This is a genomic window from Nonomuraea sp. NPDC050663, assembly GCF_044456985.1.
Lineage (GTDB): Bacteria > Actinomycetota > Actinomycetes > Streptosporangiales > Streptosporangiaceae > Nonomuraea.
This window is the reverse complement of sequence record NZ_JBITGL010000011.1, coordinates 93,533-109,692: the sequence shown is the minus strand read 5'-3', so window position 1 is coordinate 109,692 and position 16,160 is coordinate 93,533. Positions and strand designations below refer to the sequence as shown.

Sequence of the window (16,160 nt, the reverse complement as noted above, 5' to 3'; positions counted from 1 at the left end):
TTCCTTTCAGATACGGCTGTTCAGATGCTTCGCTGGCCGCCGTCGAAGTAGGCCACCAGGTCCGGGTCCAGGACGGGAACGTCGTACGGCGTGCCGCCGTCGCGCAGCGACATCGTGGCCATGTAGCCGGCGGCCACGCTCATCCGCGCCGCGACCGGCGAGGTGTCGGTGACCCCGCCCTCGCGTACGAAGCGGAAGAACTCGCCGAGGATGCCGGAGTCTGCGCCGCCGTGCCCGCCCTTGGCGTCGGGCACCCGGTAGGCGATGTCGCAGTCGGAGCGGTAACCCGTGGGCCCGGTGTTCCACACCTTGACGGTGTCGCCGGGACCGTCGCCGAAGTTCTCCAGCCGGCCCTCGCTGCCGATCACCGTGTAGTTGCGGATGTAGTCGGGCGAGAAGTGGCACTGCTGGTAGGCGGCGATGACGCCGTTGTCGAGGCGCATGTTCATCACCGACACGTCCTCGACGTCGATGCTGTGGTGCAGGTCCTTGCGCGCCGTCGGCGGCCAGTCGAACTCGCGCAGCCAGCCGTCGGGCCGGGGCGTTCCCGCCTCGCGGCGCGGCAGGTCGCCGTAGAGCATCAGGTCGCCCATGGCGTTGACCCTGGTGGTGTAGCCGCCCGCGAGCCAGTGGATCACGTCGAGGTCGTGGGCGGCCTTCTGCAGCAGCAACCCCGTGGTCCGGTCGCGCTCGGCGTGCCAGTCCTTGAAGTAGTAGTCGCCGCCGTAGGAGACGAAGTGGCGCACCCACACGGTCTTGGGCTCGCCGATGTCGCCGCGCTGGATGATGTCGCGCATGGTGCGGACCACGCCCATGTGGCGCATGTTGTGCCCCACGTAGAGGCGGGTGCCGGTCCGCTTGGCCGTACGAAGGATGTTGTCGCAGCCCTCGACGGTGATGTGCATGGGCTTTTCCAGGTAGACGGCCTTGCCCGCCTCCAGGCAGTCGACCGCGATGCGCTCGTGCGTGTCATCGGGGGTCATGATGATGATCGCGTCGAGGTCGTCACGGTCGAGCAGTTCGCGATAGTCCTCGGTCAGGAACGGGTCGTCGAACCGTTCGGCGCGCTTCTTGAGCACCTCCGGGTCGGAGTCGCAGATCGCGGCCACCACGGCGCCCCTGCCCGGCCGGTGCGCGTCCAGGGCGAGGTTGAGCCGAAGGCCGAGGCCCAGGACTCCGATACGCAGGTCTTCCACTAGCTTTCCTTCCGGTTCTTTCAGCCCTTGGCGAGAGAGGCTTCGTACTCCGCCTTCATCGCGGCGCCGCCCTTGGCCATCCACGACTTCACGAACTCCGGCCACTCGGACATGGACTTACGGCCCGAAACGATGTCGACGATCATCTCCGAGCCCATCGTGGACAGCTCGCCGCCCTTCTCCGTGTTGGTGTCGGAGAAGTGGCCGGTGGTGACACGCTGCTGCACCATCGGCGCGGCCTTGGTCTGGAAGTCGTGGATGAGCTTGGTGCGCTCGGGCTGGCCGGGCAGGAACAGCGCCGACGGCGAGCCGATGACGAACGAGATGGGCTGCCACGTGGTCGGCACCTCGGTCTCGCCCTTGGAGGTGTAGACGAGGTCGCTGCCGGACCTGGTGAAGTGGGTGCCCTCGACGCCGTAGTTGATGAGCTGGTTCTCCTCGGTGCCGAACGGCGCGGCCATGAAGTTGAGGACGTTCAGCAGCATCTCGATGCGGGCCTTGTCGACCTTGTTGCTGATGGCGGTGAAGCCGACGGAGCCGAGCGCCATGTTGAAGACGGGCTTGGAGCTGGGGGTGGCGGCGAAGGGGACGATCACGCCGAGGTTGTACTTCTGGCGGCGGGAGTCGTTGAGGAAACCCGGGAAGGACTCGACGTAGGCGCCGATCTGGCCGTTGGCGGCCTTGTCCTTGACCGTGGCCAGCGTCGCGTCGGGCCAGAAGAGGTCGGCCTTGAACGCCTTGACCGCGAACTCGATCGCGGCCTGGTACTCAGCCGTTTCGTACTGGTGGGTTAGCTTGCCGTTCTCCAGCTTCCAGGTGTTCGGCGCGCCGTGCCACTGGCTGAACATGTGAACCATGTTCACGTAGGCGGGTTCGAGCGGATACTTGTTCTTGCTCTTGTCGACGAGCGAAGAGGCCTTCTGCAGGAAGTCGTCGGCGCTGGTGAACGTGGTGCCGCCGACGGGCTTCCAGAAGTCCTCGTTGGTGAGCATGACCTGGCCGAAGCGGCTGTAGGCCACGGCGACGCCGTAGATCTTGCCGTTGGTGACGGCCGACTTCCAGGCCACGTCGCCGAGGTTGGCCAGGTTCGGGTACTTCTTGACCGCGTCGCCGCTGAGGTAGGGGGTCAGGTCGTGGAACTTGGCGGCCAGCAGTTCCGGCACCCGCTGCAGGCCCTGGTTCGGCGGGAACCACACCAGGTCGGGCAGGTCGTCGGAGGCGATGATGGCGTTGAACTTGTCGGGGTAGCCGTCGCCGACGACGATGTTCATCTCCCACTGGGCGTTGAGCGACTTGTTGAGCGCCTGCAGGTAGGCGCTGTCGGCGGTGGCCGGCGGGGCGACGTCCCAGGTCTGGGTGAGCGAGGTGATCTTGCTGCCGTCGCCGGGCGGGGTGGCGACCGACTTGACCAGGGTGTCCGGGTACTTCAGGTAGGCGGGGTCCTGGCCGGCGTCGATGGGCAGGTCGGGGGTGGGGATCTTGGCCGCGGTGAAGGTGGGGAGCAGGAGCTTCTTGGACAGGTCCGCGCCGCCCTTCTTGACGGCGCCTGCCGTACCGCCTTCGCCGCTGCACGCGGCGAGCCCGGCGACGGTGACTCCGGCGGCGACGAGCCCGAGGAAACCACGACGAGAAAGCACTGGTTCTCCAATAAACACAGCATCCCTTGGGATGACAGTCCGACGAAGGAGGGCTGTTAGCCCTTAATGGCGCCGGTCAGGACGCCCTTGGTGAAGTACTTCTGGAGGAAGGGGTAGACGATGATGATCGGGATCAGCGCGATGATCAGGACCGCCATCTGCACCGAGGCCGCCGGCAGGTTGCTGATCACGGCGATGTCGGCGCCGGCCTGGGCGTTGCCCCGGAAGATGTACTGGCGCAGCACCACCTGGATCGGGTGCTTGGCCTGGTCGTTGAGGTAGAGGATCGCGTTGAAGAAGGTGTTCCAGTAGGAGACCGCGTAGAACAGCCCGACCACCGCGATGACGGCCTTCGACAGCGGCAGCGCGATGCGCCACAACATGCGCCACTCGCCCGCGCCGTCCATGCGGGCGGCCTCGAACAGCTCCTCGGGCAGGTTCTGGAAGAACGCCCTGACCACGACCACGTTGAAGGCGTTGACCAGCACCGGCACGATCAGCGCCTGGTAGGTGTCGATCATCCCGAGTTCCTTGACCATCAGGTAGCTCGGGATCATGCCGGGGGTGAACAGGAAGGTGGCCAGCACCATCAGCAGGATCGGCTTGCCGAACAACATGCCGCGGCGCGACAGGGCGTAGCCGAGGAAGACGGTGCAGAGCAGGCTGGCCGCGGTGCCGATGACGGTGATGCTGATGCTGATCAGCACCGCCCGGGTGACCGCGCCGCCCGACAGCACGACCTTGTAGGCCTCCAGCGTGGGGTGGAGCGGCAGGAGCACGTAGCTGCCGCCGTTGGCGATGCTCTCTTCGCGGCCGGTCAGGCTGGTGCCCAGGGCCAGGCCGAAGGGGTACAGCACGGCCAGCGTGATCGCGGTGAGCACGACGAACTTGAGGGTGCGCCCGGCGATCGTGGGGCGCTCCATCCATGGCGGCCTCATCGGTAGATCCCCTGCTCTCCGAACTTGTGGGCGAGCTTGTTGGCCGCGTAGATGAGGGCCGCGCCGATGACGCCCTTCATCAGTCCGGCCGCGGTGCTCGCGCCCCAGTCGCCGTTGATCACGCCGTGGTAGTAGACGTAGGTGTCGATGACCTCGGACGCCGCGGCCCCGACGGCGTCGCGTTGCAGCACCATCTGCTCGAAGCCGACGCTGAGGATGTCGCCCAGGCGCAGGATGAGCAGCATGAGGACGACCGGGCGGATGCCGGGCAGCGTCACGTGCCACAGGCGGCGCTTCCAGTCGGCGCCGTCGATGGCCGCGGCCTCGTACTGGTTCATGTCGATGGCGGTGATCGCGGCCAGGAAGATGATCGTTCCCCAGCCGCAGTCCTTCCAGATGACCTGGGCGGTGGCCAGGAGCTTGAAGGTGTCCGGGTTCGACATCAGGTTGCCGATGGTGATCCCGTGCGAGTTGAGGAAGTTGGAGACGGTGCCCGCGCCGCCGATGACCTGCTGGAACATGGCCACCACGACCACCCACGACAGGAAGTGCGGCAGGTAGACCACGCTCTGGATGAAGCGCTTGATGCGGTGGCCGACCAGGGAGTTCAGCAGCAGGGCCAGCGCGATCGGCGCCGGAAAGAAGAGCACGAGCTGCAGCGCGGTGATCTGCAGGGTGTTGCCCACCGCGGTCCAGAACTCCGGTTCCGCCAGCAGCATCGTGAAGTTGTCGAGCCCGACCCATGGGCTCTCGTTGATGCCGAGGAAGGGCGCGTAGTCCTTGAAGGCGATCACGTTCCCCAGGACGGGGACGTAGAAGAAGATCGCGAAGTACAGCACGCCCGGCAGGCAGAGCGCGAGTAGGGTCCAGTCCCGTCTCAAGCGCTCTCGCAGGCTCCCGCGCTGAGGACGGACCTCGGTCTCGACCTCCAGCGGCGGCGGTGCCGTCGTTGCAACCACGTCCACCTCCAGTGCTATGGCAGTGGCTGGAGGCTAATGCTCATTTATGAAAACAACTAGTGTTAATCGAGCAGAATCTACCGATTCGTGATGACTCTGTGACAGATCTAGCTAGGAAAACAGCAGCTTGTCTGCGTTATTCAGCGCCAGCTTGAGCGCTCCGACCACGATCGACTCCACCCCGAGCCGCGAGGCGACGACCTCGGGCGGGTAGAGGCAGACGCGGTTCAGGTAGGCCTGGATCGGCCCGGTCAGCAGCTCGCCACCGCGCGACAACGCGCCGCCGATCACCACCATCTCGGGGTCGAGCGGGTTGACCACGGTCACCAGACCCTCGGCCAGGCCCGTGGCGAACGCCTCGACCGTCTTGACCGCCCTCGGGTCGCCCTCCAGGGCACGCGTGAAGGCGAACTCCGCCGCCTGGCCCGGGGAGCGCAGCTCGCCGGGCTCCACGGACATGGCGTAGTCGACGACGTGGCTCCAGACCTTCCACAACCCGCCCGGCTGCTCGCCGAGCTCGCCCGAGGCGCCGTGGGAGCCCCTGTACGGCACGCCGTCGATGAGCAGGCCCAGCGACATGCGGTTGCCCGTGAACAGGTAGACGACGTCACGACGGTCGACCGCCACGCCGCGCCAGTGCTCGGCCAGGACGGCCAGGCGCATGTCGTTCTCGACCAGGACCGGGGCGGGGATCATGCGGGAGAGCTCGGCCTGCAGTTCGAGGCCGGTCCAGCCGGGCAGGGCGATGCTCTTGACCACGCGGCCGCGGGCGTCGACCACGCCCGTGGTGCCGACGCCGACCGCGGCGAACCGCCCGGCCCCGCGCTCGGCGAGGGCGTCCGCGTCACCGAGGGCGGCGGCGGCCTCCTCCACCAGCCCCACGATGGCGGCCATGCGCTCGTCGGCCGGCATCTCCGGGTAGACCGCCATCCGGTGCGTGGCCACGACCTGGCCACCGAGGTCGGCCACCATCGCGAACAGCCGGTAGGCGCCGACGCTCACCCCCACCACGTGACCGGCGGAGGCGCGGAAGCGGAAACGTTTGGCCGGGCGGCCGCGCTGGCGCTCGGCGCTGTCCTCGCCGCACTCCTCGGCCCAGCCCTCGGCCAGCAGCTCCTCGACGACCGCCTCGGCCGTCGGGCGCGAGACCCGGGCGGCCTTGGCCAGCTCGGCGAAGGTCGCGCTCTCCGCGCCACGCAGGTGGCGGAGGATGGCGGCGGTGTTCAGCCGCCGCAGGAGGGAGGCGTCGCCGCTCTGCTGTCGCACGCAAACATCCTACTTATTCAAGCAAGTTACGAAATCTGTCGGCGGCGTGAAGCTGCGCTGTGGGGGCACTTAAGAAACCCTCGATGGACACCGGGTGAGGGTCCTGGAGGAAGATGGTTGGCATGAAAGCGCTGGTCAAGGAGCGAGCCGAAGCGGGACTGTGGCTGGTCGACGTACCCGAGCCCACGGTCGGACCGGGTGAGGTCAAGATCAGGGTGCTGCGCACCGGCATCTGCGGCACCGACCTCCACATCCGGAAATTCGATGACTGGGCGAAGAACACCCTGAAGCTTCCGCTCATCGTCGGCCACGAGTTCAGCGGCGAGGTCGTCGAGGTCGCCCCCGGCGTCGACGACATCAAGCCCGGCGACCTGGTCAGCGGCGAGGGCCACCTGGTCTGCGGCAAGTGCCGCAACTGCATGGCCGGCCGCCGCCACCTGTGCATCAACACCGTCGGCCTGGGCGTCAACCGCGACGGCGCCTTCGCCGAATACGTCACGCTGCCCGCGAGCAACGTCTGGGTGCACCGCGTGCCCGTCGACCCCGACATCGCCGCGATCTTCGACCCGTTCGGCAACGCCGTCCACACCGCGCTGTCCTTCCCCATGGTCGGCGAGGACGTCCTGGTCACCGGCGCCGGGCCCATCGGGCTCATGGCCGCCGCCGTCGCCACGCACGTCGGCGCCCGCAACGTCGTCATCACCGACGTCAGCCCCGAGCGCCTCGACCTGGCGGGCAAGCTCGGCGTCAGCCTCGCGCTGAACGTCGCCACCAGCGACCTGCGCGAGGGCATGGGCCAGCTCGGCATGAAGGAGGGCTTCGACGTCGGCCTGGAGATGTCGGGCAACCCGCAGGCCATGCGCTCGATGATCGCCCACATGACCCACGGCGGGCGCATCGCCATGCTCGGCCTGCCCGCCGAGGAGTTCGCGATCGACTGGGCGACCGTCGTCACCTCGATGATCACCATCAAGGGCATCTACGGCCGCGAGATGTACGAAACCTGGTACAACATGTCGGTCCTGCTGGAGAAGGGCCTCGACCTCTCCCCCGTGATCACCGACCGCTTCTCGTACCGAGACTTCGACGCCGCCTTCGACACCGCCGCGAGCGGGCGCACGGGCAAGGTCATCATGGACTGGAGCAATTGATGTTCGACAACGTACGCGGCCAGCTGCGCGAGACGCTCTCCGAGATCACCCAGGCGGGCCTGCTCAAGCCCGAGCGCGTCATCAGCACCCCGCAGAGCGCGTCGGTCGAGGTCGTCGGCCGACGCGTCCTCAACTTCTGCGCCAACAACTACCTCGGCCTGGCCGACAACCCCGAGGTGATCGAGGCGGCCAAGGAGGCGCTCGACCGCTGGGGCTACGGCATGGCCTCGGTGCGCTTCATCTGCGGCACCCAGGACGTCCACAAGGAGCTCGAGCAGCGCCTGTCCGGATTCCTCGGCCAGGAGGACACGGTCCTCTACAGCTCGTGCTTCGACGCCAACGGCGGCGTCTTCGAGACCCTGCTCGACGCCCAGGACGCGGTCATCTCCGACGCGCTCAACCACGCGAGCATCATCGACGGCATCCGCCTGTCGAAGGCCCAGCGTCTCCGCTACGCCAACCGCGACATGGCCGAGCTCGAAGCCCGGTTGAAGGAAGCGGGTACGGCACGCCGCAGGCTGATCGTCACCGACGGCGTCTTCTCCATGGACGGCTACGTCGCCCCGCTGCGCGAGATCTGCGACCTGGCCGAGCAGTATGACGCCATGGTCATGGTCGACGACTCCCACGCCGTGGGCTTCGTCGGCCCCACCGGCCGCGGCACCCCCGAGCTCCACGGCGTGATGGACCGCGTCGACATCATCACCGGCACGCTCGGCAAGGCGCTCGGCGGCGCGTCGGGAGGCTACGTGGCCGCCCGCAAGGAGATCTGCGACCTGCTCCGCCAGCGCAGCAGGCCCTACCTCTTCTCCAACTCCCTGGCCCCGGTGATCGCCGCCTCCTCTCTGAAGGTCCTCGACCTGCTGCAGACCACGAGCGAGGCGCGCGAGCAGCTCAAGGCCAACACGGCCAGGTTCCGGGCGAAGATGACGGAGGCGGGCTTCGACATCCTGCCCGGCGACCACCCGATCGCCCCGGTCATGATCGGCGACGCCGCCCAGGCCGCCGCCATGGCCGACCGCCTGCTCGAGCTGGGCATCTACGTGATCGGATTCTCCTACCCCGTGGTGCCGCAGGGCCAGGCCCGCATCCGGGTCCAGCTGAGCGCGGCCCACTCCACACAGGACGTCGACCAGGCGGTGGAGGCCTTCATCCAGACGCGTGGCGCGGCTCAGTAGGCGTCGATGACCTGGGCGATCCTGGTGGCGTACTGATCGAACCACCGGGATCGGCCCAGCGACTTGGCCTGCTCGTGGGTGCGGTGGCGGCGCCACTCGTCGATCGCCTCCAGCGATCGCCAGTACGACACGGCCATCGCGAAGCCGGGCTGGGCGCAGACCTCGATGCCGTGGAACCCGTCCAGCCCGCTCGCCGCCCGCATGGCGGCGTCGGCCATCCGGCCGTGTCCGGCCAGGTCGTGGCGGAGCACGGCGGGCGCGATGACGGCGTAGTACGGCGGTGACGGCAGGGTGACGATGCTGGACAAGGTGCCTCCTCGTTGGGTTCCAGGCGACAGTACGATCGCCACCGGATAAGCCGGAAGCGGGTATCCGCCGCGATCCCCATAAGCAAGACTTATGCCTATGGAGAACCTCCAGCGGCTGAGAGTCCTGCGGGCCGTCTCCCACCACGGTTCCTTCACGGCGGCCGCCGCCGCGCTGGGCATGACCCAGCCCGCCGTCTCCCAGCAGGTCACCGCGCTGGAGCGGGAGGTCGGCACGCTCCTTGTCCAGCGCACGACCACCGGCGCCACGCTGACGCCCGAGGGCGAGGTGGTCCTCCGGCACGCCAGGCGCATCCTGGCCTCCTGCGACGACGCGAGACGCGAGCTCGACCAGATCCGCTCGGGCGAGCTGGCGGCGATCCGGGTGGCCGCCTTCCCCACGGCCTGCAGCGCCCTGCTGCCTCGGGCGGCGGCGTTGTGGCGGCGGCGCTACCCCACGCGCCCGTTCGAGTTCACCGAGTGCGACTCCTCCCAGGCGCTGGAGCTGGTCCGCCACGGCAAGGCCGACCTGGCCATCGCCTACGACTACGCCGCTCACCCCATCGAGCTGCGCCCGCTGACGGTCCAGGTGCTCCCCGACGACCCCCTGCTGCTCGTCGTGCCCACCGCGCATCCCGTCGCGTCGCAGCCCGTGGCGGAGCTCGCCGCGCTGGCCGGCGAACCGTGGATCAGCGGCACGTCGTTCGCGTGCGCGGAATCGCTGCGCGCCATCTGCGGCGTCGCCGGCTTCACCCCGAGGGTCGCGCTCGACTCCAACCACTACACGACCACGCTGGCCCTGGTCGGCGCCGGGCACGGCCTGGCCCTGGTGCCCGTCTCGGCCCTGGCCGGGCTGCCCCGCGACGTGGTGGCGCGCCCGCTCCGGCCCGGCCCGCCGCCCCGACGGCTCTGGTCCGCCACGTACGGTACGGCCGACGAGGCCCTCGGCCACCTGACCGACTGCCTCGTGGCCACCGCGCACCGATACGCCGACGCCGCGGGCGGCGGCTAAGCTCGGCCGCGTGATAGACACGCGCCGCCTGCGGACCCTGCGCGCGGTGGCCGACCACGGCACGGTGACGGCGGCCGCCGCGGCGCTGCACCTCACCCCGAGCGCCGTCTCCCAGCAGCTGGCCGCGCTGGAGCACGAGGTGGGACACCGGCTGCTGACGCGCGACGGCCGCGGGGTGCGGCTGACCGCGGTCGGCAGGATCCTGCTGGAGCACACCAACGAGGTGCTCGCCCAGCTCGAACGCGCCCAGGCCGAGGTGGCCGCCTACGCCTCCGGGCAGGAGGGCGAGATCACGGTGGCGTCGTTCGCCACCGCCATCAGCGTGGTCCTGGCCCCGGCGATCAGGGAGCTGCGCGACAAGGCGCCCGACATCACGATCAAGGTGCGCGACGCCGAGGGCGACCAGGCGCTGACGCTGCTCCTCGACGAGGAGGCCGACATCGCGATCGCCGTGGAGTATCGCGGCGCGCCCGCCTCTGGCGACCCCCGGCTCACCAGGATCCCACTCTACGCCGAGCCGTTCGACCTGGTGCTGCCGCACGACCACGCGCCGGTCACGCGGCTGGCGGACCTCAAGGACGAGCCCTGGATCGGGCCCTATCCCGGCAATCCGGTGCACGACCTGCTGACGGTGGCGTGCGAGCGCGAGGGGTTCACGCCCGCCTTCACGCACTACTCCGACGACTTCCGGGCGGTGGTGGCGCTGATCGGGGCGGGCGCCGGGGTGGCGCTGGTGCCGCGGCTGGCGCTGCGGCACCTCGACCTGTCGCTGGTGACCGTACGAGCGGCTCCCGGGCCCGAGCGGCGTGTGTTCGCCGCCGTCAGGCGGGGGGCCGAGCACCATCCGCTGCTCACGCCACTGATTGAGGCTCTCGCGACCCGGACCCCATGATCTCGGGTACGGCAGGCGTCCGGATCAGCATGCCCGCGCAGCTGGAGAGCGTGGCAGCCGCGACGACGCCGAACATGATCCGCCAGTCGACGAACCCGATCAGCGCCGCCCCCACCGCGTTGGAGACGGTCTGGGCGCCGTTGACCAGCATGCCGGAGGCCGCCGCGACCCTGCCCTGGAGGCGGGCGGGCGCGTAGAGCTGCTGTGCCGTACCAAGGGCGACGAAGACCAGGGGCAGGCCCGCGCCGAACAGGACGGTTCCCAGGGTGTACAGCGGCCAGAGCGGCACCTGGAAGAGCAGCACGCCGATGCCGGCGACGAGGAAGCCGAGCGCGGCGGTCCTGGCCTCGCCCAGCCGTTTGACGAGCGTGCCCGACCCCAGCCCGCCGACGATCGAGCCGGCGCCCTGGATGATCATGAGCACGCTGAAGTAGGCGGCCTCGTAGCCCAGGCCCTGCTCGATGGCGGCGAAGGTGCCCGACTCCAGGAGTCCCGCCCCGGCCACGAAGAGCACGCACATCAGGCTGAGCCTGCCGAGCAGCGGCACCTGCCGCAGGTGGCGCAGTCCGGCGGTGAGCGACCGGCGGAAGGGCTCGGCCGGTTCCGGCTCGGATTCGACGACCTTGACGGAGGCGACGCAGGCGATGGCCACCACGAAGGTCAGCGCGTCGGCGACGGCCAGGACCCAGCCGCCGAAGGCCAGGTAGATGCCCGCTCCCGCCGCGGGCGAGACGATCCTGAGCCCCTGGTGCACGGTGACCAGCAGGCCGCGGGCGGCGGCGGCGTTCTCCTCGGGGAGCAGGTCCTTGAGCAGCGCGCTGAAGGCGGGGGTGGAGAAGAGCACGCCGTAGCAGAAGGCGACCAGGTAGATGATCCACACGTCGTGGGCGGTGCGCACCAGCAGCAGCGCCAGCACGATCACCGCCATCGCCGCCATCATGCCCATGAAGAGCTTCTTGCGGCTGACCCGGTCGACGATGTGGCCGAGCAGGGGCGAGAGTAAGCCGGGCGCGTTGATGAACAGGAAGACCAGCCCGGCGGCGGCGTCGGAGCCGGTCAGGTCCTTGGCCCAGACGGCCAGCGACAGAAAGAGCATGCTGTCGCCGAAGCTGGAGACCGCGTCGCCGAGGAGGATGCGCCGGAAGCGGGCGTCACGGAGCAAGAGGTTCATTGGGCGCTCCGTGCATGAAGACCCGGACGGCCTTGGCGCCCTCCGGGATCAGCGAGTGGTCCTTGATGCGGGCGAAGTACGGCGCGAGCAGTTCCCAGAGCTGCCCGCCGACCTGTTCGAGCTCCTGCGGGGTCATCGCCGCGGTCACGCCGCCGACGAACGCCGCCTTCTGCCATTCCTCGGGCGCCGTGGTCCTGATGTCGGACCAGGCGGCCATGCGGGCGGCCTCGCGCTCGATGAAGACCTTCTCCAGCTCCAGCGCGGCCGGGTCGCCGTCTGCGCTCGACCACTGTTGCTCGTGGTCGGTGACCTGCCACAGGCGCTCGCGTTTGTCCTGCGACGGTTCGGCCTCCTCCACGTAGCCGTACTTGGCCAGCTGGCGCAGGTGGAAGGAGCAGGAGGCCTGCGAGGTGTCGAGGTGCCTGGCGCAGGTGGCCGCGGTGGCGGGTCCGATGCGGCCGAGCAGGTCGAGCAGGTCGATACGCAGGGGGTGGGCCATGGCCCGCAAGGCCTTGGGGTCGGTGATGCGCACGAAGCCAAAGATAGCTTTGACATCTTCGGAATGTCAAAGACTTCTTTGGCTTCTCAGCCCTTCAGGACCGCCCAGGGCAGCACGCCCGAGACCGTCAGACCGCCTCCCGCCACGCCGTTGACCGACACGCGCCCGCCCGCCCGGCGGAAGGCCTCCTTCACCGCCTTCAGCCGGTCGACCGGCCACGACTCCCCCACGTCGTCGTGGCTCACGGTCAGGCGTGCCCCCCTGACGCCCGTCGTGAGCGCGACGCAGACCACCGGCGGCGGCGCGCCCTCCTCCACCGCCGCCAGGATCGCGCCCAGCGCCTCCCCCATGCCGTCGGTGCCCAGCTCCCCGGCCAGCGGGGTCCAGACCTCGACGGCTATCCCCGTACGCTCGCTCCAGTCGGCGAGCAGCGTCTGCGCGGTCGTCATGCCTGGACGCTAGGCCGGCCCGTGTTGAGGTCCTGTTGAGTCGGCGTTGACAGGGCCAGGCGCACGCCGATGACCGCGTAGGTGCCGATCAGCCAGGCCGCGCTGACGTAGGTCGACGCCGTCGCGCCGGCGACGATCGTCGTGAGCATGGTGACCGGGAACCACATCCCTGCCACCAGCGGTAGCCAGCGCAGCATGCCCTGGAAGCGGCCGGTGACGGCGATCGCGATCCCCAGCACCAGCGTGCCGAGCTGGCTGAGCGGCCAGCAGGCGTCGAGGATCAGCAGCCACATCGGGAAGTCGTCGTAGGTCACGTAGCCGAACGACAGCGCGTTGACCAGGAAGGCGCCCGGCAGCAGGACCAGCAGGCCGAGCGGGACGATCCTGCCGATGCGCGTGCCCGTGGCACCCGCGGCGTACACGCGCCACACGAAGGCCCACAGGCCGGTCACGTACATCATGCCGGTGATGGTGTCGAGGGTCTGGATGCCGAGCAGGACGTCCTCGCCCACGATGATGGTGGCCACGCCCCAGGCGGTCGCGCCGAGGGCGAGCAGGACCCCGGCGATCCGGTCGGCCGGGCTGGACAGGCTCTGTGCCATGAATGTCTCCTTCGTCGAGAGTGCGCGTCCACGGTCTCCGCCACGGGTCCCGGGCCACCAGGGAGCGCCGCCACGGTCCGGGCTCGACGAGGTCCCGGGCAGTCCGGGACAGGTGTCCCGGACACGATCGGGATACCGGTCACCTGCGACGACAAGCCGGACATGTCACCCTGGAGTCGTGTTCCGGTACCACCCGCGCCCCCACGCCCGGCCCGCCGCCGTCGTGGCGGTGCTGACCGTCGTCACCGCGCTGACCTCCACCTGGCTCGACCTCTCCTCCGGCTCCGCCGCCCGGCCGGAGCCGCTCGACTGGGCGATCTGGTCGTCCACGGTGCCCGCCCTCGCGCTGGCCGCCGCCGGATACGTGCTGTCGACCCGCCTGCCGCGCCACCTGATGACCTGGCTCCTGCTCGGCAGCGGAGCCGTCGCCGCGGCCAACGGCCTGGGCGCCGCCTACGCCGTGTGGTCGCTGGAGGCGCACGGCGGCACGCTCCCGCTGACCGCCGCCGCGCTGTTCGTCGGCGCGCGGCTCGGACCGCTGCTCAACCTGGTCACGCCGCTGGTCCTGCTCTACTTCCCCGACGGCAGGCTGCCCGGCCGCGGCTGGCGCGTGCCCGCCGCGCTGACGCTGGCCGCCGCGGGGGTGAGCGTCGCCGTGTTCATGACCATGCCGTGGCGGCTGCTGTCCGAGCACGGCACCACATGGCCCGGCGTCGACCTGCCCCTCCCCGACCTGCCCGACTCGTTGTGGCTGGGCGTCATGCCCGCCCTGCCCGTGCTCCTGGCCGCCGGTACGGCGCTGCCGGTCGTGGCGTTCGTCAGCCGCTTCCGCGGCTCCACCGGGGCGTTGCGCGCCCAGCTGCGGTGGATGGCGCTGGCCGCGGTGATCAACGGCCTGCTCATCCTGCTCCCGCTGGCCTGGGACGGGCTGCCGCAGGACCTGACCTTCGTGCTGTCGCTGGTGGCCATCGCCGCCGCCGTCCTCATCGCCGTGGGACGCTACCGGCTCTACGACATCGACCCGCTGCTCGGCTGGACCCTCCTGTACGGCGGGCTGGCCCTCGTGGTCGTCGCCATCGACGTGCCCATCTTCGTGGGGCTCGGCGCCCTCATCGACGAACCGGCCGCCGCCGTGCTCGCCGCCGTGGCGGTCGCCGTGATCTACACGCCGGTGCGGGAGCGGGCCAGGCGATGGGTCAACCGGGTGGTGACGGGCCGCGCCGAGCCGTACGAGGTGGTGTCGGCGCTGGCCAGAAGGCTGGAGGAGGCCACCAGCCCCGACGGGCCCCTGCACGAGACGGCGCGCGCGGTCTCCCTCGCCTACGGCTCGTCGTACGCCAGGGTCGAGCTCGACACCGCCGGCGGCGCCACGCTGGCCGCCGAGTGCGGCGTCCCCCGCGACGACGCCGTCGTGCTGCCCATCACCTACCGCGGCGAGTCCATCGGCCGGCTGTCGCTGGTGCCGCGCGGCCGGCTCGCCGAGGCCGACCAGCGGCTGCTCGCCGACGTCGTACGGCAGACGGCCGCGGCCGTCAGGGCGATCGCGCTCACCGAGGAACTCCAGTCCAGCAGGGCCAGGCTCGTCTCGGGCATCGCCGAGGAGCGGCGCAGGCTGCGGCGCGACCTGCACGACGGCCTGGGACCCTCGCTGGCCGCCTCCGCGCTGAAGGTCGAAGCCGCCTCCAACCTGCTCGGCCGCGACCCCGCCACCGCCCAGGAGGTGCTCGGCCAGATCCGCTCCGACCTCGGATCGGTCATCGACGACGTACGCCGACTGGTGCACGACCTGCGACCGCCCGCGCTCGACCGCTGGGGGCTCGTCGAGGCCGTGCGCCAGGAGGCCGCCAGGTTCGGCGGCGGAGGGCTGGAGGTGCGCGTCCACGCGCGCGGCGAGGCCGCGGGACTGCCCGCCGCCGCCGAGGTCGCCGCCTACCGGATCGTGTGCGAGGCTCTGGTGAACGTCGTCAGGCACGCGGACGCCGCGACGTGCGAGGTGCGCCTCGCCATGACGGGCATGAGGCTGGAGGTCGAGGTGATCGACGACGGCCGCGGCATCACGCCGGGGTCGGCGCCGGGCGTGGGGCTCATCGCGATGCGCGAGCGGGCACGCGAGCTGGGCGGCGACTGCGTCATCGCGCGCCGCGCCGACGGCGGCACCCGCGTTCACGCCACGCTGCCGCTGGGGGTGACGGTGTGAGTGCGGGCTCCATCCCCAGGGTGCTGCTGGCCGACGACCACCCCGTCTACCGCGACGGCCTGCGCCTGATGCTTTCCTCCACCGGCCAGGTCGAGGTCGTCGGCACCGCCGCCGACGGCCACGAAGCCGTCGCCCGCGCGCTCGACCTGCGCCCCGACGTGGTCGTGCTCGACCTGCAGATGCCCGGCCTCGACGGCCTCAGCGCGACGGAACGCATCCTGGCCGACGCCCCCGACACCGGCGTCCTCGTCCTGAGCATGCACGAGGACGACGACACCGTGCTCGCCGCCATGCGCGCCGGCGCCCGCGGCTACCTCCTCAAGGGCGCCGACCAGACCGAGATCCTGCGCGCCATCACCGCCGTCGCCGGCGGCGAGATCATCTTCGGCCAGGCCCTCGCGACCCGCGTCAGCGGCTACTTCTCCCGCCTGGCCCACGGCGGCCTCACCCACGGCGAGCCGTTCCCGCAGCTGACCCCGCGCGAACGCGAGGTCCTGGAGCTGATCGCCGCCGGGCTGAGCAACTCCGAGATCGCCGAGCGGCTGTTCCTGTCGCCCAAGACCGTGCGCAACAACGTCTCCAACGTCTTCGCCAAGCTGCAGGTCAACGACCGGGCCCAGGCGATCGTCCAGGCGCGGGAAGCCGGGCTCGGCAGGCGCTGAGCCCCCAGGCTGTCCCTGGCGGCACGGGACACCGAACGGGTCAGCG

At 70.2% G+C, this 16,160-nt stretch carries 16 protein-coding genes; 6 read left to right on the top strand and 10 right to left on the bottom strand.

Translation table 11 applies throughout. The features are described 5' to 3' along the window. Window positions 1-20 precede the first annotated feature (20 nt). The 5 genes from ACIBH1_RS31010 to ACIBH1_RS30990 form a co-directional block, all read right to left on the bottom strand. Window positions 21-1,196: a Gfo/Idh/MocA family protein gene (locus ACIBH1_RS31010; protein ID WP_397317501.1), complete on the bottom strand. Its 1,176-nt coding sequence runs from the start codon at window positions 1,194-1,196 to the stop codon at window positions 21-23. 20 nt (window positions 1,197-1,216) lie between these two features. Beyond that, window positions 1,217-2,833 carry a hypothetical protein gene (locus ACIBH1_RS31005; RefSeq protein WP_397317500.1) on the bottom strand — a complete coding sequence of 539 codons (1,617 nt, stop codon included), beginning with the start codon at window positions 2,831-2,833 and terminating at the stop codon, window positions 1,217-1,219. Window positions 2,834-2,889: 56 nt separating this feature from the next. Then, window positions 2,890-3,771, bottom strand: coding sequence for a carbohydrate ABC transporter permease (locus ACIBH1_RS31000; protein WP_397317499.1), 882 nt, complete (start codon window positions 3,769-3,771; stop codon window positions 2,890-2,892). Then, the gene (locus ACIBH1_RS30995) at window positions 3,768-4,652 is read right to left on the bottom strand and encodes an ABC transporter permease (RefSeq protein ID WP_397317498.1); all 885 of its coding nucleotides are present in this window, start codon (window positions 4,650-4,652) and stop codon (window positions 3,768-3,770) included. The genes ACIBH1_RS31000 and ACIBH1_RS30995 overlap by 4 nt, the downstream gene beginning before the upstream one ends. Window positions 4,653-4,841: 189 nt before the next feature. Next, window positions 4,842-5,996: an ROK family protein gene (locus ACIBH1_RS30990; RefSeq protein ID WP_397317497.1), complete on the bottom strand. Its 1,155-nt coding sequence runs from the start codon at window positions 5,994-5,996 to the stop codon at window positions 4,842-4,844. 122 nt (window positions 5,997-6,118) lie between these two features. Here ACIBH1_RS30990 and tdh point away from each other — a divergent pair, with 122 nt between their 5' ends. Both tdh and ACIBH1_RS30980 read left to right on the top strand, forming a co-directional pair. Further along, window positions 6,119-7,147, top strand: coding sequence for an L-threonine 3-dehydrogenase (tdh, locus tag ACIBH1_RS30985; RefSeq protein WP_397317496.1), 1,029 nt, complete (start codon window positions 6,119-6,121; stop codon window positions 7,145-7,147). Then, complete coding sequence (locus tag ACIBH1_RS30980) at window positions 7,147-8,325, top strand: glycine C-acetyltransferase (protein ID WP_397317495.1); 1,179 nt, start codon at window positions 7,147-7,149, stop codon at window positions 8,323-8,325. The genes tdh and ACIBH1_RS30980 overlap by 1 nt, the downstream gene beginning before the upstream one ends. On the opposite strand, the gene ACIBH1_RS30975 is transcribed toward ACIBH1_RS30980, so the two are convergent. Further along, window positions 8,319-8,633, bottom strand: coding sequence for an antibiotic biosynthesis monooxygenase family protein (locus ACIBH1_RS30975; RefSeq protein ID WP_397317494.1), 315 nt, complete (start codon window positions 8,631-8,633; stop codon window positions 8,319-8,321). The genes ACIBH1_RS30980 and ACIBH1_RS30975 overlap by 7 nt on opposite strands. Window positions 8,634-8,730: 97 nt before the next feature. On the opposite strand from ACIBH1_RS30975, the gene ACIBH1_RS30970 reads away from it, so the two are divergent. Next, window positions 8,731-9,642, top strand: a complete 912-nt coding sequence (locus tag ACIBH1_RS30970) for a LysR family transcriptional regulator (protein WP_397317493.1) — start codon at window positions 8,731-8,733, stop codon at window positions 9,640-9,642. Between the two features lie 10 nt (window positions 9,643-9,652). Beyond that, complete coding sequence (locus ACIBH1_RS30965; protein WP_397317492.1) at window positions 9,653-10,534, top strand: LysR family transcriptional regulator; 882 nt, start codon at window positions 9,653-9,655, stop codon at window positions 10,532-10,534. Here the strand turns inward: ACIBH1_RS30965 and ACIBH1_RS30960 are convergent. Genes ACIBH1_RS30960 through ACIBH1_RS30945 form a run of 4 tightly spaced genes read right to left on the bottom strand, consistent with a single transcriptional unit; the run spans window position 10,494 to window position 13,255 of the window. After that, the gene (locus ACIBH1_RS30960; RefSeq protein ID WP_397317491.1) at window positions 10,494-11,705 is read right to left on the bottom strand and encodes an MFS transporter; all 1,212 of its coding nucleotides are present in this window, start codon (window positions 11,703-11,705) and stop codon (window positions 10,494-10,496) included. The two genes, ACIBH1_RS30965 and ACIBH1_RS30960, sit on opposite strands and share 41 nt — an antisense overlap. After that, window positions 11,686-12,237, bottom strand: coding sequence for a helix-turn-helix domain-containing protein (locus ACIBH1_RS30955; protein ID WP_397317490.1), 552 nt, complete (start codon window positions 12,235-12,237; stop codon window positions 11,686-11,688). The genes ACIBH1_RS30960 and ACIBH1_RS30955 overlap by 20 nt, the downstream gene beginning before the upstream one ends. A 53-nt stretch (window positions 12,238-12,290) precedes the next feature. Next, window positions 12,291-12,653 carry a hypothetical protein gene (locus tag ACIBH1_RS30950; protein ID WP_397317489.1) on the bottom strand — a complete coding sequence of 121 codons (363 nt, stop codon included), beginning with the start codon at window positions 12,651-12,653 and terminating at the stop codon, window positions 12,291-12,293. Next, window positions 12,650-13,255: a hypothetical protein gene (locus ACIBH1_RS30945; RefSeq protein ID WP_397317488.1), complete on the bottom strand. Its 606-nt coding sequence runs from the start codon at window positions 13,253-13,255 to the stop codon at window positions 12,650-12,652. Before ACIBH1_RS30945 ends, ACIBH1_RS30950 begins: the two co-directional genes overlap by 4 nt. Before the next feature lie 178 nt (window positions 13,256-13,433). Here ACIBH1_RS30945 and ACIBH1_RS30940 point away from each other — a divergent pair, with 178 nt between their 5' ends. Both ACIBH1_RS30940 and ACIBH1_RS30935 read left to right on the top strand, forming a co-directional pair. Continuing rightward, complete coding sequence (locus ACIBH1_RS30940; RefSeq protein WP_397317487.1) at window positions 13,434-15,452, top strand: sensor histidine kinase; 2,019 nt, start codon at window positions 13,434-13,436, stop codon at window positions 15,450-15,452. Continuing rightward, window positions 15,449-16,114 (top strand): response regulator, encoded by a 666-nt coding sequence (locus ACIBH1_RS30935; protein WP_397317486.1) that lies wholly within the window; start codon window positions 15,449-15,451, stop codon window positions 16,112-16,114. The genes ACIBH1_RS30940 and ACIBH1_RS30935 overlap by 4 nt, the downstream gene beginning before the upstream one ends. Window positions 16,115-16,160: the final 46 nt, after the last annotated feature.